Below are 25,190 nucleotides of genomic sequence, written 5' to 3' on the forward strand. Positions count from 1 at the left end.
AAATTTACCTTTCCCCCTTTCCCTTTAACCTTTTCCCAGGCGAAGCCCAAGACTTACGCTGTTACTAACTCCGCTTTTTCCAGCAGTCGTTGCAATCTATCGCCAGTTAGCTGTTCTAACGGTTGGTCTAAAATATATTCATCAAGAATGGATTTACTATCAGTAGACACATCCAGCATTGACAATGAGCGCACAGCATCATAGACCGAGTTAGAATACTGCTGCTGGACTGAATAACGCCTCTTCACCCACCAGTCACTAAGCAATTCGCAATTCGCAGTTCGCAATTCGCAATTGTGAACGTAATTAGTAATTGAATCATTACAGGTGCAAAGCTTCCTGTTTTTAGGCATGGGGTGTAATTGCGAATTGCGACTTGCGAATTGCGAATTGTTGTAGTTCTGGCACTCGTTGAAGATATGCGCCATGATTTGGTTTTCGGTCGTGGGGGGTGTTGCTTCTTTCTCCTGCACAGGTAATGAACCATCTTTGTAGTGAGTGCAGATGAAGCGATCGCAACGCATTAGAGTGTTGGCACGAAATATTTCTTTATCGTTGACCATGACTACCCAGCGTTGCGTTAAATGGTTGTCGTCATAGCTAATGCTGGCTACCAGTTTGTCATCAGCGTAATATTCGTGATGGTCAAACGAGATTTCGACTATTGTGAGGGGTTCAGGAGCTACGGCTTGGGCTTGGTCGGCTATGAAGTGGTCGAGTTCGGCTTGGGCGAGGGCTTGGTTGTCAACCTTCTGAAGCTGGGCGGATTGGTGGGTGATGATTGCGTTTACCCAGGTTTGGGCCGCTCTTTTGTCCCCGGTGGGTGTAACGCCTAATTCAGCAGCGATTCTTTTGAGACGGGGGAGAGTGTAGCGCGAGAGGGCTTGCTGTGTGTATTGCGGATGTGTCATGATAAAAATTCCTTATTTTTAAGGGCAGAGAAAGCGCTTTTGATTGCGAGTCGGGGGCGCTTTCTCCATATTTTTATAGTACACTACTAGTTTATAGTGTGTCAACTATAAGCTAGTAGTGTATAGTAAAACTATCAGTTAACGCTTTACTCTAAGGAGGTGGTAGTGTGATTAGTACAAGAATGCGGATAAGACAAGTCAAAGAAGTAGAGATTGAAGGGCTAGGAGAGCGCATTAAGCAAGCCCGGCTGGATTCTAGTAAGTCCCTAGAGCAAATATGCGATGAAGTTGGTGTTTCGCGGACTTACTGGTATGACGTTGAAAAGGAAACTCTCAAAGGAGCGCTTTCAATTGAAAATCTTCGCAAAATTGAAGGAGTTTTAGGGGTTGATTTTGGTGTAAGCCTAGAAGGAGATCCTGAGATTTAATCATGCTACTGTCAATCCACAAGTTTTGTTGGTAAGGATTTTGGGGTAGACAATTGCAGCAAACCATCACACTTTAAGAAAATGTCGCTGAACTAAAAGAGATGGAAATATGACTAAGCCATCCTCTAAGCGTAAAAAGGCCACCGTCCCTGCATCTAATAACAGCACGCCACCAGATAGCCTTGTCCAAGAAGAAAATCCAAGCGTTGCAACAATCACCGTTACTGCCGTTGAAATACCCGAATTAACTGAGCAAGAGATTTGCGATCGCCTGCACCTCGAGCGGAAGGTGGAACGGGCGTTTTTTGAGGCAGGTAAGGCACTCTCCGAATTGCGTGATCGCAGACTGTACCGTTCGACGCATAAAACATTTGAGGATTATTGCCGCGATCGCTTTGGTCACAGCCGCCAAAAGTCGAACTACTTGATTGCAGCAGCTGATGTGTACGAAAATTTGACAACAATTTGTTGTCAAAATTTGGGAATTGAGGATTTGACAACAAATGGATCACAAATCTTACCTACCAGTGAAGGTCAAGTTCGACCAATGACGAAGCTAGAACCTCAAGAGCAATGGCAGGTGTGGCAAGCAGCAGTGCAACAAGCTGATGGCAAAGTGCCAACTGGGCGTGTTGTCAAAGATGTGATTGAGCGAATTCTAGAGCGTACTAAAGCCCCTAATCCTTACCACCTTGGCGAAGTTTGCCAAATCCTTGCAAAAGACAATCCCGAATTAAGAGGCAAAGGTGGCTGCTGGGGTATCGTTAACCATGTGGGCGAATTCAGTTGCACAGTCACAATGTGGAATGGGGAGTACACTGTCAGAATTGACCACCTGAAGCCACTGAATTACCTGGAGTCGGAATGTCAGCAGATGCAGCAGATTAGCGATCGCATCAGTAAGCTGCGAGAAAATGAGAGCTTAGAAGAGGCTGCCCGTGCTGTGCTGAAGCATCTGGGGGAACTGAAGCGACCGTATTTGACTGTGGTGGAGGAGAAATTGTTAGGTTTGATTGAGAAAGAATACGGGGATGAAACAAGTTTTGATTGAAATGGGTATACCCTGAAAACTATGAAGGCAAAATTTAGCAACTGCGGGAGGAGATATTGTACCAATTCAATTAATGATTGCAACACATTTTTGGGTAGAGACGCGATGAATCGCGTCTCTACAGATGATCTATTTGTCGCATTCTTTTTTCAAATTGGTATTACTAATGCAATCTAGTATGAAAATCCAATCCAAGGATGTACAAGTTATAGTAAATTAAAACTATAAAGCCTACGAACACCATAAATTCTAATGTTCAGGATATGAATATATCGTAGCTTTCACATCTTTATAATTTTGAATACATTGTAACTTGTGATTATAATACTCCTGTATAATAAGAGTGATGCATACATAAACGGAAGCATAAAATGTCTATTGAGCTAGTCAGGAATCAGATCAATAAATTCTTGATCAATGAAACGCCAGAAGTACTGGCAATCCGAGGTAAATGGGGGGTTGGTAAAACATTTGCCTGGAATAAATTTCTTGAAGATGCTAAAAAAGAGAGAAGAATTACTTTAAGACGATATGCATACGTATCATTATTTGGCTGTAACTCATTAGACAGTCTGAAACTCAGAATATTTGAGCAGGTAATAGATACTGATTCCATTGGTTTGAAACCGAGCATTGAAACATTTATAAAAAGTATAGAAAGCTTAACTCTTGGCAGAAATCTTTTAAAGTTTATTCCTAGCTTACCTTCTTTTAAAAATGCAAATTTATCTTTATTTATAGATAGTGTTGCTTTTCTATCTCTTAACAAAGTACTTATTTGTATTGATGATGTTGAACGAAAAGGAGATGGGTTAAAAATTCGTGATTTATTGGGTTTTATTTCGGTATTAAAAGAAGAAAAAGATTGTAAGATTGCTATTATATTAAACGATGAATCGTTGAGTAATAATGAAGATGAGGCATTGAAGACATACCGGGAAAAAGTTATCGATATAGAGTTACTATTTGATCCAACACCAGAAGAATGTTCAGAAATAGCTATTCCTTCGGAGTGTTATTATTCATCGAAAATTAAAGAATTTTCTAAAAATCTAAGAATAAACAATATCAGAATTATTAGAAAAATTCTTAGGTTATCTAACCAACTCGAACCCTTGTTAAAGGGGTATGAGCCAGAATTGTTGCATCAGTCCTTACATACTATGACTCTCCTCGCTTTATGCTATTTTCAGAAGGACAATAACAAAATTCCTAGTTATGAATATTTAAAGAATCTTGGTTATAAAATGTATGGGTTGAATGATAAAAAAGAAACCGAAGAAAACAATGAATGGAAAGCATTTCTTAGAAAATATTCATTTTATAATATAGATGAGTTTGATTTAGAAATTGCAAAAGCTATAGAGAATGGTTTTTTTAATGAATCTTCACTATTAGCAGAGGCAGATAAATTAAATGCTAAAATTATAGCTAATAAATCAAAGAATTCCTTCTCAGAAGCCTGGAATAAATATCATAATACTTTTGATAGTAATGAAATAGAACTTGTAGCATCACTCTATGAGAGCTTTAAAGAAAATGCTCAGTATATAGATCCTATGAACTTAAATAGTACTGTTAAACTTTTGCGGGACATAGGTGAAAATGAGAAGGCAGATGAAATAATTGAGCTTTATATTCAGAATAGAAAAAATGATAAAGAAATATTTGATCTAAAAAGATATCCATTTGCCAGTGATATAGATGACCAAAGATTGATCGAAAGATTTAATTCTGAGAATAAGTGTTATAACGATGATAGAAGCCCAGAAGAAGTTATTAGTAGTTTAGTGGGTAAGAATGGATGGAACCAAAGTGATATAGAGATACTTTCTTCTTTGACTGTGGATGATTTCTATCAAATATTTACCAAGCAAAATGGTGATCATTTATCATACTGGATCGATGCTTGTCTTCAGTTCGCACAGATACTCAATCCTTCCGAAGAACAGAAAGTGATATCTAATAACGCTAGGGAAGCACTTGTCAGAATTGGAAAGCAGAGTTCACTAAATGCACGGAGAGTTGCTAAGTTTGGTATAAAAGTTGAAAGTGATGCATAACAGGTAAGCTTTAGCTAGTAAAAAAGTTGACTTACAGTTATACTGGCTCCTGCCAAGAGAATAGCTTGAAAGTACATTTAGTTCATTAGCTATTAAAATTACAAATTCTACAAACAAATGCAACAAATGGGCAACACTAGACTCCACCAATCCTCAGCAGCTACAGTAAGCTTCAATAGCTTAAACTTCATCAGTTAGGGGCGATGATATAAGTGTTGGCAAATGTGTTGATGGTGCTGTGGCTTCACCAGATAAATTAGAAGATTTGGTTCTAGGTTATAAACTTGCTAAAACAAGCAATTCAGTTTGCCAACCTTCACTATGGCTTAAGGTAAGGACAGTATAACCAGTCTCGTACCTAAGATTATCGCGCTCAATTTTATCTTGCTTGCGCTGATCGGGGCTATCATGAACTGAACCGTCACAAAAAACAGCGATCGCCTCTTCCTGATAAACAAAATCTGGTTTACAGTTTGCCTCTGGAATAAATTTCTGAGCAGCATCAGGTAATTTGTACCCCCGTTGATAAATTTCTTGCAAAACCACACGCTCAAAATCAGAGTTAGGGTCTGTTTGCTCCAGCAATTTTTGATATTGCTGATCGCGAGAAAGCCCTTTAACTTGAGTAATAACGCTACTCTCCAGTAATAGGTCAAGCCAAGGTTTGATGAGGTGACGATTTATCAGTGCATGGTCAAATTGATTGCGGTAAGAGAGCAAACATTCATAGCAAGCTTGAATACAACTGTCTTTAGGTTGTGTAAAATGACAAATATCGAAAGCTGCATCAGCAATTTTTCTAAATGCCTCTGGTTTTTCTAATAGCTGAGAGAGTACACCTGCACCACCTTCAGCAGCTTCCCAGAACAGTAAATACTTGCCTTCACCTAGTCGTTCGGAGTCGAGTTCATCAGCTTCTAATTTGTAAACGGCTTGAATTGCAGTTTCTAAGGTGTATTGCAAGGTGGCAATAAAAGCTTCTCTGTCCTCAACAGGAACATTTAATGGCTCAACAATCAAGATATTGCAAGTATCATCGACCATTAAATTCACTTCGGTATGCAAGCTATCGGGTGTCTGTTGAGTCTGTGGATTTTTATGGTCGCCCCATACACCCGTTGTTGGATTGAGCTTAAATCCTCGTTCTTCTCTATTCTTCTTCAGTCCCCGATTAATTCGCCAAATGGTAGCTGTAGCTCCATAGGTTAATTTGAACAGTGGCGTACCGTCAGCAGCTTGAACAATAGCTGATTCCCGCTTTTGGCTAGCGTAACGGAAATGTGTGGTGATGTTGTAGCCATACTTGAGCCGTTCTTCTTCGTCGCAGGTAATGCGTTCTCGACGACGAGCGATCGCAGTTTCCATTGGCAGTACGCGAGTCAATTTGGCTACATTGCCATGAGCATCAGGTTTAATTTCTGCGCCGCAGTTTTCACAAGTGTCACGAAAAGCGCCATCGTGGTAATACCCGCAGTTAGCACAAACGCTCACCCGTTTATACTCGCCTTCAATGCCACCAACAGGTACTTTAGTTTTGGCCACCATGAATTTACTACCTTCGTAGTAAAGGATGTTGTTGGGAGCAAATTCCCGTAATGCCATTGAGCGGGGGCGAGAGATGAATTCACCACCTTCACCAGCCGGAATAAATGCTCGGACTGGCAAGCGAGGGAAGTTAAATCCTGGTAAAAATCCTTCGGCAGCAAAGTAACGATAAGGATAAAATTCAAACTGGGAATTACTTTTGCCTTGGCTGTGTCCGACGAGTAAATCAATTTGTCGTTGTGCTTCTCGTGCCTGTGCTTCCGCATTGTTACGTTCTTCCTGGGCAACATCACCTCTAGCAAAACGGTCAATAGTACGGCGAGCAGATTCTAACTGCTTGACTGATTCTGTGTACAATTCTCGCCAGCGCTTACAGGCTCGGTCAAAAGCATTCAAAGCATTTTCAATGGTTAAATGTAACCAATTTACAGAATACCAAGAAGCTTTTTGCAGATCCTCTTGGCAGAAAAAATCTGAGAAAATAGACTGAGCGGCTTGCAGACATTGGGTTAATTTGGATTGGCTCAGGGTAAGTTCTTGGCGAATTCTGTCTTTGAGGGGATAGTTTTCTAATTCCAAATCCAAGATTTTATTCATAGAATCTTCCAAGTAAACCCCAGTATGTGCCAGCCAAATCGAGTAAACATGAGATTTAATTAAATCCTGGTTGGCTAGCTCTAGTTTTGGTGGAGCAACTACCCCAGCAACCATTTGATTTTGGCGTTTGAAAAAGTATTGATCGTGACCGCTACCAATGGAAGCATAAGTAATGACTAAAGCTTGTTGTCCACTTCTACCAGCACGACCACTACGTTGGGCGTAATTTGCGGGGCTAGGAGGAACGTTTCGGAGATGGACAACGCTAAGGTCGGAAATGTCGATGCCTAATTCCATTGTCGGAGAACAAAACAATGCAGCTAATTGTCCTTGACGGAATTTTTCTTCTCGTTCTTGACGGTCTTTGTTGCTTACCTGTCCGGTATGTTCTCGCCCTTCCATCGTTTGGATTTGCAAGGCATTGGTTTGGTAAAAACCTTGGAAAAATTGGTTAACTGATATATTGGGCTTATCGTTACCCTGCAAACGACGCGATGTTAAGGGATCAGTAGGGATTTCCTTGAGGTTGGTTGCTTTCCATAGTAGTGAGTCTATGCGTAGCTGTACCTCAGATTTTTCTTGCACTAGGTAGCCAGCATCACACAAAGCATCAATTAGAGTAGTGATTAAGCTGTTGAACTCTACATCTGTTAAAAGTTGGCTGCGGAGTGACCAAGTGTTTGGCGATCGCAAAAATCGTCCAATTTTACTTCTAGTAGTAAGTTTGACTTTTGCTTTTTCATTACCACCAGTGCTAATAGTTGCCCAAGTTGCTAAGTATAAATATTCGTTCTCATCAAATACCCAAGGTTCTTTAAGAGCTTGAATGACTTCGCTTTTGAGTGAATCTTTTTGGTTTGGTTGTAAAAGTTTGGCATCAATTGCTAATTCTCGCCTCAGATGGTTGAGGAATGCTTGGGTAACGATGAAACGTTCTTGTGGAGTGGCTTGTAGTAAAAGAGAATGGCGGTGTTTTTGCCAAAGATTGTTGTCAGCACAGGCTTCTTGGAGTCCGTCATACTCAATTATCAACAGTCCGCACTGTTCAAGGTTGGGTTGAACAATGCGCCACCCTCGACGCAAGTCTTCGTAAAGACGATATTCAATCAGTTTACGAAAGGCTTCTTCATTGCGTCGCTTCCCGACCCCAAACTCTGCTGCTTGCTTGGCATAGTCGTTTTGAGTAATTCCCATGTATTGGACGACAACGCTGGCTAATTCGCTGTGGGTGAGTTGCCCTTTGGCTTGAATTGCGCCTAAAAGTGCAGCCCGTAAGAAACTGGTTTGGACAAAATCATTGAAATGTCCCGCTTGTAATGAAGCATCTTGACGGTTATCGGTAAAACTGAGGATTTTGGCAGCTTTAGCTTTCTCCCCTGTAAAGACTTGCTTGAGGCGGCTGGTAGTAGAAAGACAAAGTAGAGTGGTAGCGGTACTGCGTCCTTCACTGCTGAGGCGAGAGAGTTTGGCAAATTCGTTGCGTTTCTTGTCATGAAGTACGCCGCAGTTGAGACAGGTTAGAAAGGGCTTAGGAATAAACCAACAAGTGGTTCCTTGCAACAGGGAGGATGTAACTTTACCATTGGGTAGAATTTGGAGTTTTCGGGGAATAAACCTTACAAAGTCTTTTTTGGCAACCCGTCCTTTCTTTTTGGTTTCACTAAACCAAGAGTCAGGAAGTCTATCTTCATCGCTTGTATCCCAAAGTTCTGGTTCATCAAGGGTAAGATAACCTTCGGTAATATCTGCATCGTCAGGACTAATATCTAATGCAGTGGGCAATTGAGGCAGGATAATATGCTTATCAGCATCGTAGCGAACGACATAGTAATCCTGTCCGCATTCACGGCAAAAAACGAGGGGATAAAGTAGGCGGTTGTCGGTGGTTGTATATTGACCTTCAAGGGTTAAATGGCGTTTGTCTCGATTTTCAATAGTGGCGTAAACGCTTCCCCCTTGGGAAATGAACTGATGTAGGCGAAAGGCAAGTCCATTAGTTTTGCTTCCCCACAGGAACATCTGTTTGAGGACTGTTAAACAAGTTTCCTCTAGAAGCTGGGTTTGTTGGGCAAGTTTGGTTGCACCTGTTTCTAAGCTGATGGGTTGACGGCGAACGAGATGCCCTTCTCTTTCTTCTAAACCGAAGTTCATCTCGATCCAGTAGCTTAGAGAATGGTTTCGGAATTCTGTTAGTGTTTGTTCTAAGTCGGTTGGTAAACCTGCCAAGATTCCTTGGCACAGTTGTTCAATAGTAGGTTCAACACGTTGGATAGAACGTTCTAGGGTTTCATCAATAACATTGTTGGGTTTAATTTCCACGCCAAATAACTTACTAGCGACATCTGCTACAACTTGGCGGCGTTGTTCGCGGGAACCGACCGTTGACATGGTGGCACTTGTGCCAATGCAGAGTAATTCCTCATTACTTTTGCTACGCTGACGGAGTTTGCGGATCAATATGGCAACGTCTGCACCTTGTCGTCCCCGATAGGTATGTAATTCATCCAGTACCAGGAATTTTAAATTGGGAGACTCGACCAGTTTATTTTCGTGAGTGCGTGAGAGCATTAACTCTAGCATCACGTAGTTGGTGAGCAAAATATGGGGTGGGTTGTTTTGAATTTCGGTTTTCTTGGTTAAACTTTCTTGCCCAGTGTATTTTTCAACACGAATGTGAGTATTAGGAACTTGGCGTAAAAATTTGTCGAGTTCTTCTTTTTGTGAGTTAATTAAAGCATTCATGGGATAAACCAATATTGCCCTGACTCCTGAAATTTCAGGATGACCCAGTAAATCGTCGAAGATCGGCACGACGTAAGTCATGCTTTTACCCGAACCTGTGCCTGTGGTAACAACGTAGGGTTCTTGGCGTTGTGCAGTTTCAAATGCTTGCTTTTGGTGGTAATGGAAAGTAAAGGGTGTACCGTCTTTTTTGTAGAAGTATTTCTCGCAGTCTGGATGAAGCGTTTGCTGTTGTACTAACTCTTTAACTGTTGCACCTTTTTTATAGCTAGGATTGAGTTGAACTAGGGGGTCAGTCCAAAGTTGCCCCTTGTCCAATTCTGTGTCTACAAATTCTTTGACTTTGCGATCACGGATTTTGAGGAAGCTTTCTATATAGCGGCGGTAGTCGCCTATTACCTCATTACGGAAGTTAAAAATATCAAGATCGTTAGTATTGGCTAATTGATCATTTGCAATTGAGTATTGAGGCTGAGTCCGTCCTACACGCTGGTCGATGTAATTTGAAACTTGGTTGGCAAAGGTATCTGTAAATGTAACGGGGTCAAAAACTTCGCCTAATTGTAAAAAGTCCCAATCTTCAGGAATTTTACTAAAAATTAAATCAAGTTTTTCAGGCGGAACTGTCTTAACATTTGTACAGTCAACTATTGCTTTTCCTTGACCGATAATATCACTAATAGTTGAGATAAAAGCTTCTGGCTGCTCTAATAATTCTTGTAACTTTACAGGTAATTTCATAATTAGTAATTATAAATCTATAGTTGATGTATTAATTTTGAACGATTTCCCAATAAACATTATTTAAAGCTTGAACAAATTGAGAAGGAGAAATAGCAGAGCCACAGACCATCAAGGCACGCATAGCGCGAGAGCAAGCAACATAGAATAAACGTTTTTGTTCATTAATCATGATGTTGGATTCATCTATAGGGATTTGAAGGTTTATATGTGGTAATTGTCCTGCTTTCAATCCAACAACCACAACAGCAGGAAACTCTAAACCTTTCGCAGAATGTAAGGTCAAAACTTTTATATAGGGTGCTTTCAGATTGATTTCTTTACCTGAAACAAAAATTGCTTTGAGTCCCAACTTAGTAAGTTTTTCAGCATATAACTTTCCTGCTTGATTGCTGGGACACAGTACAGCACTACCGTGAAGAGGAAAACGAAATTTTTTAGCTGCGGTAATGAAAAAATCCTTGATAGCTTGGATTTCTTGTTCAGTATTATCAATTAGTAATAGAGATGGTAAATCTCCTTGATGGTTTGATGGCTCTTGATATAAACATTCAGAATCTCCGGCTTCCGTACCTTCAATAATATTGATACAGGCGGTAATAATTTGCTGGGTATTACGATAATTACGTTTAAGAACAAGGGTTCGTCCAGCCACTTTTAAGTCAGAGTGAATTTGTTTCCAACTAAAACCACGTTGATAAAGCGATTGGGAAGCATCAGCAGTTAAGTAAACTCCACACAAGTTGGGTACTAATGCCAAAAGAAAGCGTAAGGAAACAGGTGATAAGTCTTGAGCTTCATCAATCACTATTGCTTGATAAGGTTTTTCTGAAAGTTGCTTAACTACTCCCAATGCTTGTAAACGCATTTGTTCTGTGGTGATATACCCCTTAGCTGCCATCAATGATCGCCAAGTTTGGTAAACTGTCCAGATTGCTTCTCGGATGTTGGCTTTTAAAGCTACTCCTCGACCGTGGCGCTCCAAATTCTGGTATTCTTCCAAGCCTGGAATACCCCAAGCTTGAATTACGTTCTGAATTTCTTGGAGTAAATAAGGAAGTCCTAAATTTTCTAGAGTTTGTCGGCGTACTCGCTGATCAAAAATATTGCTGGCAGGAATTTCTGTAGTGGCAAGGGCTGATTGTAAACAGCCTAAGCATTGTTGCTGTGTAGCAAATACAGGTTTGTCGTAGCTTTTAATGTAATAGTCATAAATTAGAGAATCAACTGTAACAACTTCTACACCTAAATTTTGAGGAGATTGCCCCAACAGTTGTTCTAAAAGTTGTTGGGAGTAAGTAACCAGGGCATTGGTATAAGTCGTGAATACAATTGAGCGATATCCTTGCTGTAATAACTTTTGCACTCGATAAAGAGCTAAGGTGGATTTACCTGTTCCTGGGCCACCTTTGACAAGAATAGGCCCACTTCCACCGAAATCACAGAGTTTTTCTTGCTCAGGATCAAGCTTGAGGAGAAAAGCACTCAAGTCACCTGTAAAGAAACGATCTAAATCTTCAGTCCCTTGGAGAATATATTGTGGCTGGTTCTCAATTTCTTCAATGGGGCGCGGAAAGAGATTATCAAGTATCCGACTAATCAGTTTATCTGGGATTGGTAATTCCAGAATTGCTTCTGAATTATCTACTTTGAGAATATTTGCCCAGTATTGTTGAGGAATTTGCCACTGTTGCAGTAATGATGCAGTTAGTTCAACGGGTAAAGCAGTTGTAATTTGGCAAGTTGCAGGGGAATTAAAAGACGATGAGAAAAATACCGGATCTTTTTCAACAACAGCCTTTTGTTCCTTGTTTTCCCGCACTACTACATTTTCTTGATGTCGTATTGTGGGTGTTTGAAATTGTGGAATTTCTATTTCATAAGTACGTTCATCTCGTTTACGCACACTCAAAAGTTTTACCCAACCTTGACCAAAGCTGTAAAATACGCGATAGTCAGCTACGCGGATACGATAAGTATTGTTTTGATAACCCTTGAGTTTTTTAGCATCTCCTCCAGCAGAAATTGGGTCTTGTTCTAAAACTTTGACAGATTTAGTAACTTTCTTGCTGATACTTTGAGGTAAATTTAATAGTTCATTCAGGAAAGTGTCGGTAACTGATAATGTCCACATGGCTTTAGCCCACATTTGTAATTTTTATTCATTTTTTGAGAAAGCCACAAATTATCTAAACATCCTATCCCATGCCTCTAGAACTAATCTTTGTGTGCGGTATTCACCAAACTGCTTAATTTCGTTATTCTTCAACACGCGGAATGTTTCGCTGGGGAAGTCTGCGCCGTAGATATCAGCAGGGTCAAGAATATATCGCACTTCATCACGGGTGAGTCCGTAGAGTTTGGCGTAATATGCGTCTAACTCTGCTCTTAATAATGCGCGTCTGTTGGGGTTCCAAATGAAGGGTTCGCCGTCGTATCCCATATCTTGCGCGAAGGGTTGTATATCCCAAGAGGTGTAGGCTAATTCGAGTACGCGGGTGCTGATAAATTTGATGTCTTCTTGGGTATAGGATTCGGGGGAAAGAACAGGAAGCTGATAAAGCACATAAAAACTAAGATTGCCACCACTTGCTTTTTGTTTTGCAACGTAATCCAAAACTATGCAATTAAAATTTGCTAATAATACACAAATTTCTTTTGGTTTATGCTTAGGAAAGATTACAGGCATCGAATCTCCAACACCAACCAGTGGAAGAATTGTAAAAGTAACACTTCTTGAATCTGCAACAGCACTAATTGTCCTGCGGAAACCAATGAGCCAAGAAGATTTCCAGGTTTCCGGTATCCTTGATAAAACTTGTTCTTTAGATGCCCAATATCTAGGTAATATAGACCAATTAGGATTACTTAGTAGTGATATATCTAGTTTATTAGTCTGAGGACGAGTTCCATAAATCTTATCCTCATCAATCCCTTGAAATGTTGCTTTTCTATGATTAAAATGGTCTATAAGTTTAGATTCATAAAGTGGAAAGTAAATATTAGAATCTTTCATAAAATTATAGCCGTCGCTAATAAATCCGAGGATTTCTAATTCATTTTTTCTTTTGAGAAGCTTGCTGTCGGAAGTAATATTAAATAACCCTTGCCTATCATCAAATAGCCAGCCATCCCACACTGAAGCTTTTTCTTTCTTAAAGATAGGTATTCTGTTGTAAATCGATATAATTATTTTTGCATCTACAGCTGATTTAATAATAGGTAAATTTAAGGTGTTTGGATTTAATTTACGAATTTCACTACTTTCAAGCTGATAGCTTCTAATCTCATTTTTAAGTTGATTGACTTCCCATATCTGTGCAGCTAAAGAGATTTTAGCTATTTTAACTCTTGATAAGGTCAGCAAAGAGAAAGAGAATGTGCTTTCTGTAGCATGAAATAAATAGCCTCTGTTCGTAAAATCATAGAAACTGCTAATTGAATCATTTTTTATTAATTTTTGAATAAAGAATTTAGTTGAATCATCAGTGGCAATAGCACTAGGAAGGATAATTCCAGCATAACCGTGAAGGGAGATTGTTTGATAAATCAATTCAGCAAATAAAGCATAAGTATTTAACTTCCCTATTGCAGTTAGTTTAAAACGTTCAGTTTGTCGAAAAAATTTCTTTTGTAGTTCTGCATTGTGTTTTATTCCTTCAAATTTTTCTAGTAACCTTTTATTTGTTTTCTCTAACTGTTTGATTGCAGTTTTCCTTTGTTCTCCTGACAGCTTATAAATTTCCGAGTTGCAAGCCATGAAAAATTCTTGTTCTTTAAGTTGAACTTCTTCCCAAGGTGGGTTACCCAATACACAATCAAAACCACCTTGCTCAAACACTTCAGGAAACTCTAAAGGCCAGTGAAAAAAGTGTTTTTCTTCAGCTAACTTATTCGCTGCATCTACTATCTTTTGCGTTGATAAATTACCATTGAGTAGCTGAGATAAAGCTGCTGTCGTTGGTAAAATCTGTAAATTCTCTTCAGTCAATGGCATAAAAAATGCCGCAGTCCATAAGTTACAGGCAGAATAGTCTCGCCACCATCCTGAATCTTTACGAGTTTGCTGATATCGTGCTTGCTTTTCTCGCACTTGTTGCGGTGTAATTTCAGGTATATGTCCCAAATCCCGCACAATTTCAGCGTAATGTGTACGTTCTGCCCCTAATCCCTCAAATACTGATAATTGTCCCTGGTTATCAGTTTCCCGTTCTTTTTTATTCCGTTTTTTAAGCTGTATGGCTAACTTATTATCATCCCCAGCCACAGCCTTATAAGCTTCATCGGGTATTCCTTCATCCAGACAATTAATATCCAACACTCCCACCAGAGAATTACCACATTTAATTCTGTGATCTAAAAAGCTAAGTGGTAACTTACCAGGAAATCCTTCAATCCATAATGCTACCTTGCACAAATCTACCGCTAAGGGGTTTAAATCTACCCCATAAATACAATTTTGAATAACATCTCGAATTGCTAATTTTAAAGGTTCAATTCCCGGTTCTGCTTCCCCAGTTCGAACTTTGGCTAATTCTTTACCAATACGTCTTGCTGCTGCTAAAAGAAAATGTCCTGAACCGCAAGCAGGATCGCAAACTTTTAAATCTAGAAGTGCTTTTTCTAACTCTTGATTATTTTCTGAATTCCGAAGTTTCTGTTCTGTACTGCGAAGTTTTTCCTCAATTACCGGTACAAGTGCAGTTTTGATAAGTTGTTGTACAAGCTGCGGCGGGGTATAGTAAGAACCAGTAGTTTTCCTCTCGCTACCAAATACCAAAGCAAATTCATATATCCCCTGATGCTGTATTACCTGGGGATGAAAATCTAACAAACTTTCATAAACGCTTCCTAATTCTTCCACATCCAAGTATTCATAATTTATCCGCCGCAGTTGTACCTTATCTTGATACAGTGATAATTGGCGAACTGTTACAAGTAAATCATAATTATCAATCGCACAACCATCTAAAGCTGAGAGAGTTTGAGAACCAAATAAATCTCCATTGAGAGGAGACAAACCTAGTACTTCACCGCGCCAGTTTTCATCAAACAGCAAGAAAGTTACCCACAAACCTTGCCATAAATCTTGAAAACCTTCCCGTCGCCAATGAGGACGTTCGGCTAACTCTCGCAAGCGTTCAATACTGTAATATTCTCGGTAGATCCGCGCTTTCTCTAAGTCATCTCCAATTAATAATAAATTGCGGGATTCTGCCACCATTAGAAACAGTAGGCGATAAATTAACCGCAACAATTGGCGATAGAATTCGTAATTTGTAACTTCTGCTTCGTAATTGGGGATAATTCCAAGTTTTTGACGCAAGCGTTCGTTTTGCGGATGTTGGATAAAGCCGTTGCCTAGCTGAACTAAAGCTTTTTCAACCCCATCCCGTAGTTTTTCGCGTACCCGTCCGCCTTGTTGAATTGCCTCTTGGTGATAATATTCCAGCAAACACTTATCCGCATTATCCATACCTTCTGGTAAGCGGGAACGGTGAAACAGTCGATAAAATAACCCAAATTCGGCAAAGTTTTCACCACTGAGAATCTGCTCTAAGTCAAATTCGATATAAGTAAGCCGAGTCATCAACGAAGAGTCACGCAGTAGCCGCCAGCGATAACCATTGGTTGCGATCGCCCACAGATGCTCTGTCTTGTTAAGATATTCCTGCACCAGCGCGTGTGCTGATAATCTGGGTGTGCCACTGGGAGGACGTTTATCGATTTCTAGCCGACAACCAATAATGTGGATAGGTGGCTTATTTTCTCCTGCTTCTGCACGATGGGAAATCGCATAAGTTTTGTCCTCTACCACTTCGGCTGTTGCAGTATATACAGGTTCATAACCTAGACTTTGCAGTAATGGCACTGTCCAAAGTTCACGGGTAATTGTAGTAGCCGAATTATTCTCATCGAGCCTTGCCAATGCCCGTTGAAATGCTGCCCAGTATGCTTTAGCATCGCCCCAGGCAGTAGCAATTTCATCTGCTAGCTTGTCAGTTTTATTAAAACCAAAGTCTTCTGGTAATTGTCCTTTGATGCTGCCTTCTAGCATTTGAGCAGTCATATCTGGAGCTAGTAAATTTCCTTCGATTTGAAGCGCAGTTAATGTAGTTTTCATATCTGGAGAATTAAAAATAAAAAATTAATAGCTGGTAGCAGTGCAGTTGCAAGACAACCAGCCTTTTACTTACGTCCGGGTTGGAGGATGAAAATGCCAAGAACATCCATCGGTAATTGGGGGGTGACGCGAATTCGACCTTCTTGGGTCATTGCTCTGACGCGTCTATGGCTTTGTAAAAGTTCTTCTGCTCTTTCTCTGGCAAACTTTTCCAAATCTGGCTGGAGTTCTTCTAGCCTTTGGAGTAACTCACTAATTTCTACCTGCTTGATAGCTTTAGTAACATCGCTGACTGGCTTCGCTTGTTGCAGTAGTGATGTTGCTTCCAACTGCGTCAACCAGCTAGGGCTAGAGGGCGAACCTGTAAAGCCAATAACCGCGCATTCTTCCGCTAGTAGAGATGTAGTATTTCGCATTTCTATACTACGTTTAGAACTGTCTAACAAATGCCGTAACCTTACCAACAGCAAAGTTGTGCGCTTTTGTACCGCATTAGTTGTAGTAAAGCCGCATCGTGCTGCGATCGGTTCATTTGTGTGGGAGAGTGCATCTTCTAAGATGTACCGTGCCAAGCCTTCCACTAAAGGGTGATTCCGACCTACGTATTCCACACCCTCCGGTGCTGGGGTGGTAAAAGAGAGTAAACGCGACTTATCCCCTAATGTTGGCTTGAGAAAATCCGGTGGTTGGGAAAGTAACCATCCCTGCTTTTTCTTAATTAAAGAACAAGATATGCGATCGCAGGCCGACAAGACAAACCGCTCTACATCCTGCTCATTCCCTAAAATCTGGTCAGAGTCAATTAATTCCTGTTCTACTTGCTCAGGCTTAATAGCACGTTGAGCAAAGCGAGTCCGATTGGTTTTTTCGCGTTCTACTGCGTTGTCCCAATTCTTATGAACTTTATCAACCGCAGATTCTTCTTGAAAATCAAACAGAGATAACTGGATAACTTCAGTAGTACGTTCAAACAGAGATTTAAATACTGCTTCTGCTACAGTTGTACTTTCCATTGGGACGGGCATAGTAATCCCTAAAGACTTGTGAATTTGTACAGCTTTGCGAATCAGAACATCCAGAACTGCACCATCAACAGGATTATCTCGACCATAAAGCAAGCAGGCTTTTACCTTAGTTGCTGTTTGACCGTAGCGGTCAATACGTCCTTCGCGTTGTTCTAATCGGTTAGGATTCCAGGGTAAATCATAGTGAATTACTGCACTGAAGTGCGTTTGCAGGTTTACCCCTTCACTCAAACAGTCGGTAGCAACTAGCACTCTTTGGGGATAAGATTTTAACTCTTCTAATCGAGTTTCCCGCTCATCCTCAGAAAGTTCTCCAGTAATCGCAATTACGCGGATATGACTACCTTTTTTCTCTAATTTCTGCCTGAGAGCATCAGCTACATAGTTTGCCGTAGCAATATAGCGACACCAGACAATCGGGTTCATCTCCTCTTTGAGCAGAGATTCTACCGTAGCAATGCACGATTGCAGCTTTTGGTCTTTGCCACCTTGCAACTTCTCTGCTGCTTGCACAAAAGCTTTAAGTTTACGTTTGTCCGCGTCTTTGTAACTTTGCTGTCCCTGTTCTATAACCACAGTTGGCGATGCATCAACTGCTTGTTCCTGTTCTGTGGGATCGTGGACATAAGAACTCATCAAATCTTCGTCTAAATCGCCCAGTAAGCGTTCGCCTGATTTACTGACTTGGCGATTTAATGTAGTGATCGCTGCCGCAGGCGAAGACATAACACAGCGAATCAAAGCCAAAGCCGACCAGTATCTTCCCCGACGTTGAGCATGACTCATGTCCGCCGTAGTTGTTTTCACTAGACCACGAGCAAAATCATAGACTTCATCAAATAGTTCTTTATACTCTTTCGATAACTTGTATGACTCCTCGCTTGACTCTCGTTCAGGAAAAGGAGTTTCATTACCTAGCCAGAGCTTGACATCTGCCCGTCTGCGCTGAACAAAATGATTGGCTAAGTGGTCACGTTGTTTGTCAGTTAAGCTATTAAGATTGAAATGCTCAAACTCTGGCTTTAGCAAACCTAAAAGTGAGAGAAAAGATTCTTCAATCCCACTGTGGGGAGTAGCTGTAAGTAACAATAAATGCTGTTCTTGTTTTTGAGCAATTTCTGTAATCAGCTGGTGTCGCTGCTGCTGTGATGTAGTTGTTTTATTTGGACGGGCGCAAGTATGTGCTTCATCTACAATCACTAAATCGGGGCAGTGAGTAATAAAGCTGGCGCGACGACGTTCTGCTTTGGCATAGTCCAAACTAACAATCAGGTGTCGATAATAACTAAAAACACTGTCATTATTTGGAATGTTCCGCTCTAGTTTGGAAGCTGTGCCAGAACGTACTACCACCGCATCAATATGAAATTTTTCACGTAACTCCTGCTGCCACTGATCGCATAAGTGTGGTGGACACAGCACTGCAATCCGCTTAACTTCACCTCGGTCTAGCAATTCACGAGCTATTAATCCAGCTTCGATAGTCTTACCAATTCCTACATCATCAGCTACCAGTAATTTTACCGTTTCTAACTTCAGTGCCATCAACAAAGGTACTAACTGGTAGGGACGGGGACGTAGTGACAATCGTCCTAAACAGCGAAAAGGCCCCGCACCGCTACGGAGTAAAAGACGTGCAGCATCCATCAGCAAGAGTGCAGCAACATGGTCTTGTACGCTAGTAGCTTGAGGTAGAGGAAATGTAGCTGATTCAATCTTCTCTAGCTCTTCTTCTAAAAGCTTTTGGTAGATACCAGCAATTTCATCTTCATTGCCTGAAAGCGGTCGTAGACGAATAACATCTTGATTTTCTGAAGGTAGTATCACCCATTGCCGACTGCGACAGGTGACTACTGAACCAGGTGAATGGTTCACAGTTTGTGCCATTGTTAGCTCACATTGATATTGAAAATTTGGTAGCCGATTAATTAGTAAAACTAGTAGTAATTACTGAATTAATACCTCTGAGCAAGCAAGTTGATGCTCACAAGTCTTTTCTGTTTTAAAGCACGATTAAATACAATGTAACTGGTGTTATTACTTAAACAAAGCTATTTATTTTATGAAATTTTTATTTTTGTACGTAAATACCCAATTGTCTAAAGTAATACGTAATTAAAGTTTAAGTGCTGCAATTTCCCTGAAAAACTTCAGTAACTGGTGGAGTAATCGAGTAACATAACAGCTTGTAGTATGCGATCGCAACCCAGAACTTTGATAGCAAAGAATATATTACGACGAGTGGGAGGAATACGTGAGTGAGAATTTAATAAATGAAAAAAATACGCTTATAGCTTATTTAAAGACAATCCCAAAGTTTGGAAATCTACAATAACTAGTAATATTACTGTGTTTTTTATAAAGAATTTAAGTTACATATAGTACGTGACATAGCAACTGCTACTTTTCCCGGATACCGTTTGAGAATTAAAATTAATTAGTAACTTATGAATAATGGTTAGAAAAACCTTGGCAAGAAACCAGCCAGAGGTTGGAAAGTTTTTACGTGAACTAAGAATTTTGGCAGGATTAACACAAGAGCAATTTGCTTCATTCCTTGGAGTAACATACAGCACAATCAATCGTTGGGAAAATGGACATACAAGACCTATGCCGTTAGCTATGCAAAAGATTGAAGAGATAGCAAAGGATATGGGAGAACAGGGAGAAAATTTAATAGTAAAATACTATCTAAAATAAATGTTGAAAGTTTCTTAGAAGTTTTACATAGCACTGTTGAGAAGTTGACGTTTTTATCTAATACTATTTATTTAACTCATGATAAAAAGTTTGTCTAAATCTATTTTTATTTATTTACTTCCTGTTAAGCTTTTAATAGAAGATATGGAACTTATAGAAAAAGTATATAAAGATAATTGCCAAGCTTTTACAATACTGACACAAGAGTATGAACTGGATTCTATAGAAGAAATAAAGCAATTAGATAATAAAAGATATACTTTTATTGAGATTACTTCAAGAAATCCCTATATTCATTTGATTCTATCTTCTGATAACACAGAAATTTATAGTTTTGAAGATGATGTAAATTCTACAGGAATAGTTACTAAGTTAAAAGATATTTTAATATCTCGAAGAAGCCCGTTTATCTATTCGGCTAGTACATGGTCATTTATTATACAGATATGTATAACAATATTAGCATTCTTATCATTACCAAACTTACTTTTAATTAACGAAACCACCAAATATACAATTTTGTGTTTAGAATTAATACTATTTTTAATTCAAATATTTTTCTTAAAATTTGGTACCAAAAAGTTCCCGGTAGTTTATGTAAAGAATAAAACTGACAAGACTAGCTTCTTGTTAGAGCATAAAAATTCATTTATTACAGGAGTAATAGCTTTCGTTGTGCAATTATTGGTTTTATCAGTTAAAGAAACTATGTTTAAATGAATTTAATCATAACAAAATATAATTAAGAGTTTATAAATAAAATAATTATGTGATGGCATCTGCAAATCTGAACAGATGCCTTGGCTTATTCTCAATATGCAATTTTGAACGAGTTATTGATATTCAACATTTTGTACTAAGCATTCAAATAAATTATTAGAAGAAATATCTATATGTCTACATTTGATTCTACCAAGACAAGTCTAGCCACTTTACTAAACGATATCGTAGTTGGCAAAATTCAACTACCCGATTTTCAACGAGGGTGGGTTTGGGATGATGAACATATCCGCTCTCTGTTAGTAAGTATTGCTCGTGCCTTTCCTGTCGGAGCAATCATGTTACTAGAGGCAGGTGGTGATGCTAAGTTTAAAGCGCGTCCCATTGAAGGAGTAGAGCTAACAAAAGCAATACTCAGCAAATTAGAAAAGTTAATTCTTGACGGACAACAGAGACTGACTTCATTAACGCAAGTGTTAATGTTTACACAACCAGTACAAACTCGTGATTACAAGAAAAAATTACTTCATCGCTATTACTACATTGATATCGAAACAGCCCTATTAGGGAAAGAGCATTATGAAAGTGCGATTATTAGCGTTGACACTGATCGGACTGTGCGAGAAAACTTTGGACGCGATCTAAAGCTGGATCTCAGCACTCCAGAAAAGGAATATGAGAACTTTTACTTTCCTTGTAACCAGCTCCTTAACTCTGACGAATGGGAAGAGGGATTGCTTGCCTACGACGTTACAAAATTCGGGCGATATGCTCAATTTCGTAAACAGGTTGTGAATGAATTTCGTAACTATAACATTCCGATCATTGAACTCAGCAAGGAAAACAAGAAAGAAGCAGTCTGCCTTGTCTTTGAGAAAGTCAATACCGGAGGTGTTTCTCTCTCAGTATTTGAACTCATGACTGCTACTTACGCTATTGATAATGTAAACCTGCGGGATGAATGGTTTGGTAATGCTCACGAAGGTATTGAAGGTACTCAACCGCATCTAAGAAAGCAAAGTTTGTTACGCGAGGTTCAACCTACTGAGTTTCTTCAAGGATTGACACTACTGTATACTTGGGATAAACGAAGGGAAGACTTAAAGGCGGGTAAAACTGGTAAGCAGGTAACAGGTGTTACTGCCAAGCGCGAAGCAGTTTTGTCTTTACCTCTAGATGCTTACCAAAAATGGAAACAGCCTCTTACGCAAGGTTACTGGAAAGCAGCTAAATTTCTACGTCAAGAATCGTTTTTCTCTACCAACGATTTACCCTACCGTACCCAACTTGTTCCGCTTGCTGTGGTCATGGCATTCCTTGGCGATCGCTGGCTAGAACCGAAAATCTATGACAAAATCGCTCGTTGGTTTTGGTGTGGTATCCTCGGTGAATTGTACGGCGGGGCAGTTGAAACCCGTATAGCTTTGGACATTCAGGAACTTATAGACTGGATTGAGGGTAGCAAGGAAGAACCTTCGACTGTTAGGGATGCTAACTTCCAGCCTACGCGGTTAGGTACTTTACGTTCCCGCAATAGTGCTGCATATAAAGGTATCAATGTTTTAGTTCAGCGTGAAGGCGCTCAAGACTTCTTCTGGAAAGCTGCTATACGAGATTTAGATGAAACCGATTGGGAGGAACGCAAACTCGATATTCATCACATTTTCCCCAAGAGTTGGTGCGACAAGCAGTGTATTCCCGCATCTCGCTATAATTCAATCCTCAACAAAACTCCGATATCGTTTAAAGCAAATCGCATGATTGGCGGTAAAGCTCCAAGTGAATATCTGGTTCAACTTCAAAAGCATGACAGTGTTCAGCTAGACGATGCAGGTATGAATGCGATTTTGGCAACTCACCAAATTGACGCAATAACGCTTCGACAAGACGACTTTGAGGGTTTTATGGCATCGCGTCAACGGATGATACTTGCCAAAATTGAAGCTGCTATGGGCAAGCCTGTATTGGCTGTGGATGATTCAGCATACAGTGATGTCGTAGATGAAGACGAGTAATCAAAAATTAATTAACTTACCAACATGACCTACTGGTTATTGGCAAGTTGTTAGAAAAGCCTCTGCTGAGGGAAAACTTAAAACAAGATTCTATGCTGAAAAATCTTTCTGTGATTCGTTAGCCCAATGCTACCAATTACAAAATCACACAGCAGGAGTGGCAGCGTGTTCATGTTTATGAGTTGAAATAATAGCTGTATCAATATGTGGCAACTATTGATGTAATAAAATATACTAGCTGAATGCCACTTAGCTAGGCTTGCAGGTTATCCAATGGACATAACGACGAGCATCACCAACATTATCGAAAAGCGTAAACCTCTGGCTCAAAGAATTGAAGCAGTACAAGGAAACTTAAAAGCCCTTTCTGCTGCCATACAGCAATTTGAAGAGCGCCGTAATCATCTTACAACTCAAGTTGATGATTTGGGTGTTATTGGAAGACTTAAAGAAATTGATCTCTCTAAAATTCAATTAAGTATTGCCTCTGAGTTAGAAACTCTAACTAAGCTGAAAAATCGATTTTCCCGTGATGCTTTAAACATTGGAGTTATAGGACGTGCAAGACAAGGAAAAAGCCGACTCCTGCAAAGCCTAACTGGTTTGAGTGCAGCAGAAATTCCCGATGGCGACAGACAGCATTGTACAGGAGTTCGGAGTACTATTCATCATAATCCAAATGTAGATACTTACGGCGAAGTATGGTTTCATAGCGAAGTATCATTTTTAAATGAAGTAATTGCTCCTTACTATGAGAAACTTTGTTTAGGAGCAAAACCTTTTAGCATAGAAGAATTTGGAAGCAAACCTTTACATCCATTACCTGAAGATATTCCTGGTTATGCAGAGCCAGGAGCAATGTATGAACATTTGAAACGATATCATTCTCACTTAAATAAATATCGTCATCTTTTAAAAGAAACCTCTCCTTTAACAATTAATAAGCATCAGATTAGAGAATATGTAGCTCAAGATACGCCCGATGGACTACGAATTTTCTTTAATTATTTAGCTGTTAAAGAAGTTAAAATTACCTGCACATTCCCAAATTCTGATGTTGGTAAAATTGCTTTAGTAGATATGCCTGGATTAGGTGATACAGGGCTTGGAGATCAGGATAGGCTAATTAAAGCATTAGGAAATGATATTGATTTTGTTTTATTTGTTAGAATGCCTAAGTCTGCTGGAGATTATTGGGCGGATGTAGATGTTAAATTATATGATGCTGCTCGTTCAGCTTTAATAGATTTACCCATTAATTTATGGTCTTTTCTAGTACTTAATCAAACTCAGTCACAATCTAACAATGGAAACAATCTGAAAAATTGTCAAGATTTATTAGAGACAATTACAGAAAAATATATTACAGTTGAGAAATGCTTAATTGTTGATTGCGCTAATAACCAAGAAACTAATCAGCTATTAGATAAACTTTTAGAATACTTAAGTCAGAGCATTAATATTCTAGATAAAAGATATTCTAGTGCTTGTCAAAAGCGTTTGACAGAAATTTATGAATCTGTTAACGCTGTCTTGAATAAAGCAAAAATGGTCTTACCTAAAGACTCAGAAGATAATTATATAGAAGTAGAAGAAACTTTTAGCGAACTTTTTGGGAATGACAATAGTGGTTGGTGGAAAGATATTGCTTTAGGGCTTCAAGAATTAAGAGTACAACTTTGGTATCAACGTCAAGTACCTGATGAAGAATTGCACGATGGTGTTATTGCTGCTATTGGAAGTTGTGAAGAAGACAAAGGTATCTTATCATCAAAATCTGCGTTGCAAGAGATTAACAATCGCATTATGATCAGCAGTGCATTTAGGGCTTATCCTGATTACCAGGATGAGCTTAGAGTATTAATTTCTCACAAATTTTTGTCTTTAGACGAAAAGCTTACACGAACAGTTGAGTTAGTTAAAAATCAAGTTGTTGAGGTTTTAAAATCAAAAGGTGGATTAAACGTTTTAAGTGAATATGAAGGCTCAGATTTTTTTATAGAAATAGCTAATATAATCCCTGAACGATTAGCAAAATTAAAATCTGGCTTTCAAATTTTGGCTAACTTTAGGCTATCTTACCGTGGCTTAATTCTTCCACGGATTCGTCAGCATTTAGATGGACTCACTAATATAACCCCTATGACAGGGCAGTATGGACAATTCATAGAGCAGCCAGATAAAACACTTGCCGTTTCAAAAGATACTACTGCCGAGGATATTTTGACAGCTTTAGAAATCGACTATGATAAAGCAATTAATACTATCAAACCAGCCTTAGAAGAGTTGCTATGTGAGCCAAATGAAGCTGTATATGCAATGATAGAAGAATTTATCGATAATGTGATTCGTCAAAAAGATATCCAGAAAGAATGGAGAAATTTTTTAAGGGGAGTTCGCGGAAAAATCTGGTCTGATGTATTTGGGAAACAAGAACAGGAAAGACAGATTCGAGAAGTATGGATGAAAGAACTTCAGCAAATCAGTTTAATCAATCAAATTGAATCTTTGCATTTTGCTCAATAAAT

12 protein-coding genes are annotated in these 25,190 nt (G+C 39.4%); 7 read left to right on the top strand and 5 right to left on the bottom strand.

What is annotated here, in order from left to right; all coding sequences use genetic code 11:
• Nucleotides 1-53: 53 nt before the first annotated feature.
• Nucleotides 54-911, bottom strand: coding sequence for a hypothetical protein (locus H6G96_RS30500; protein WP_190916583.1), 858 nt, complete (start codon nucleotides 909-911; stop codon nucleotides 54-56).
• Between the two features lie 182 nt (nucleotides 912-1,093).
• On the opposite strand from H6G96_RS30500, the gene H6G96_RS30505 reads away from it, so the two are divergent.
• From H6G96_RS30505 to H6G96_RS30515, 3 genes are all read left to right on the top strand, one after another.
• Nucleotides 1,094-1,339 (top strand): helix-turn-helix transcriptional regulator, encoded by a 246-nt coding sequence (locus H6G96_RS30505; protein ID WP_190916639.1) that lies wholly within the window; start codon nucleotides 1,094-1,096, stop codon nucleotides 1,337-1,339.
• A gap of 109 nt (nucleotides 1,340-1,448) precedes the next feature.
• Nucleotides 1,449-2,390, top strand: a complete 942-nt coding sequence (locus tag H6G96_RS30510; RefSeq protein ID WP_190916585.1) for a hypothetical protein — start codon at nucleotides 1,449-1,451, stop codon at nucleotides 2,388-2,390.
• 371 nt (nucleotides 2,391-2,761) lie between these two features.
• Complete coding sequence (locus H6G96_RS30515; protein WP_190916588.1) at nucleotides 2,762-4,453, top strand: P-loop NTPase fold protein; 1,692 nt, start codon at nucleotides 2,762-2,764, stop codon at nucleotides 4,451-4,453.
• Between the two features lie 276 nt (nucleotides 4,454-4,729).
• Here H6G96_RS30515 and H6G96_RS30520 read toward each other — a convergent pair whose 3' ends face one another.
• The 4 genes from H6G96_RS30520 to H6G96_RS30535 all read right to left on the bottom strand — a co-directional run bounded on the left by H6G96_RS30520 (nucleotide 4,730) and on the right by H6G96_RS30535 (nucleotide 19,114).
• Nucleotides 4,730-10,078 carry a DEAD/DEAH box helicase gene (locus H6G96_RS30520; protein ID WP_190916590.1) on the bottom strand — a complete coding sequence of 1,783 codons (5,349 nt, stop codon included), beginning with the start codon at nucleotides 10,076-10,078 and terminating at the stop codon, nucleotides 4,730-4,732.
• 31 nt (nucleotides 10,079-10,109) lie between these two features.
• A complete protein-coding gene (locus H6G96_RS30525; protein ID WP_199339801.1) occupies nucleotides 10,110-12,212 on the bottom strand; it encodes a 3'-5' exonuclease in 2,103 nt (700 codons plus the stop codon).
• 51 nt (nucleotides 12,213-12,263) lie between these two features.
• The gene (locus H6G96_RS30530) at nucleotides 12,264-16,202 is read right to left on the bottom strand and encodes an N-6 DNA methylase (RefSeq protein WP_190916594.1); all 3,939 of its coding nucleotides are present in this window, start codon (nucleotides 16,200-16,202) and stop codon (nucleotides 12,264-12,266) included.
• 65 nt (nucleotides 16,203-16,267) lie between these two features.
• A complete protein-coding gene (locus H6G96_RS30535) occupies nucleotides 16,268-19,114 on the bottom strand; it encodes a helicase-related protein (RefSeq protein WP_190916596.1) in 2,847 nt (948 codons plus the stop codon).
• Between the two features lie 567 nt (nucleotides 19,115-19,681).
• On the opposite strand from H6G96_RS30535, the gene H6G96_RS30540 reads away from it, so the two are divergent.
• The 4 genes from H6G96_RS30540 (at nucleotide 19,682) to H6G96_RS30555 (ending at nucleotide 25,188) form a co-directional block, all read left to right on the top strand.
• Nucleotides 19,682-19,927, top strand: coding sequence for a helix-turn-helix transcriptional regulator (locus tag H6G96_RS30540; RefSeq protein WP_190916598.1), 246 nt, complete (start codon nucleotides 19,682-19,684; stop codon nucleotides 19,925-19,927).
• Nucleotides 19,928-20,017: 90 nt separating this feature from the next.
• On the top strand, nucleotides 20,018-20,647 hold the full coding sequence (locus H6G96_RS30545) for a hypothetical protein (RefSeq protein WP_206757682.1): 630 nt from the start codon (nucleotides 20,018-20,020) through the stop codon (nucleotides 20,645-20,647).
• Nucleotides 20,648-20,820: 173 nt separating this feature from the next.
• Nucleotides 20,821-22,662, top strand: coding sequence for a DUF262 domain-containing protein (locus tag H6G96_RS30550; protein ID WP_190916603.1), 1,842 nt, complete (start codon nucleotides 20,821-20,823; stop codon nucleotides 22,660-22,662).
• Between the two features lie 273 nt (nucleotides 22,663-22,935).
• Entirely contained in the window at nucleotides 22,936-25,188 is a 2,253-nt protein-coding gene (locus H6G96_RS30555) for a GTPase domain-containing protein (RefSeq protein ID WP_190916605.1), read from the top strand.
• The last annotated feature ends 2 nt before the right edge of the window (nucleotides 25,189-25,190 follow it).

The organism is Nostoc sp. FACHB-892 (genome assembly GCF_014698795.1).
Lineage (GTDB): Bacteria > Cyanobacteriota > Cyanobacteriia > Cyanobacteriales > Nostocaceae > Nostoc.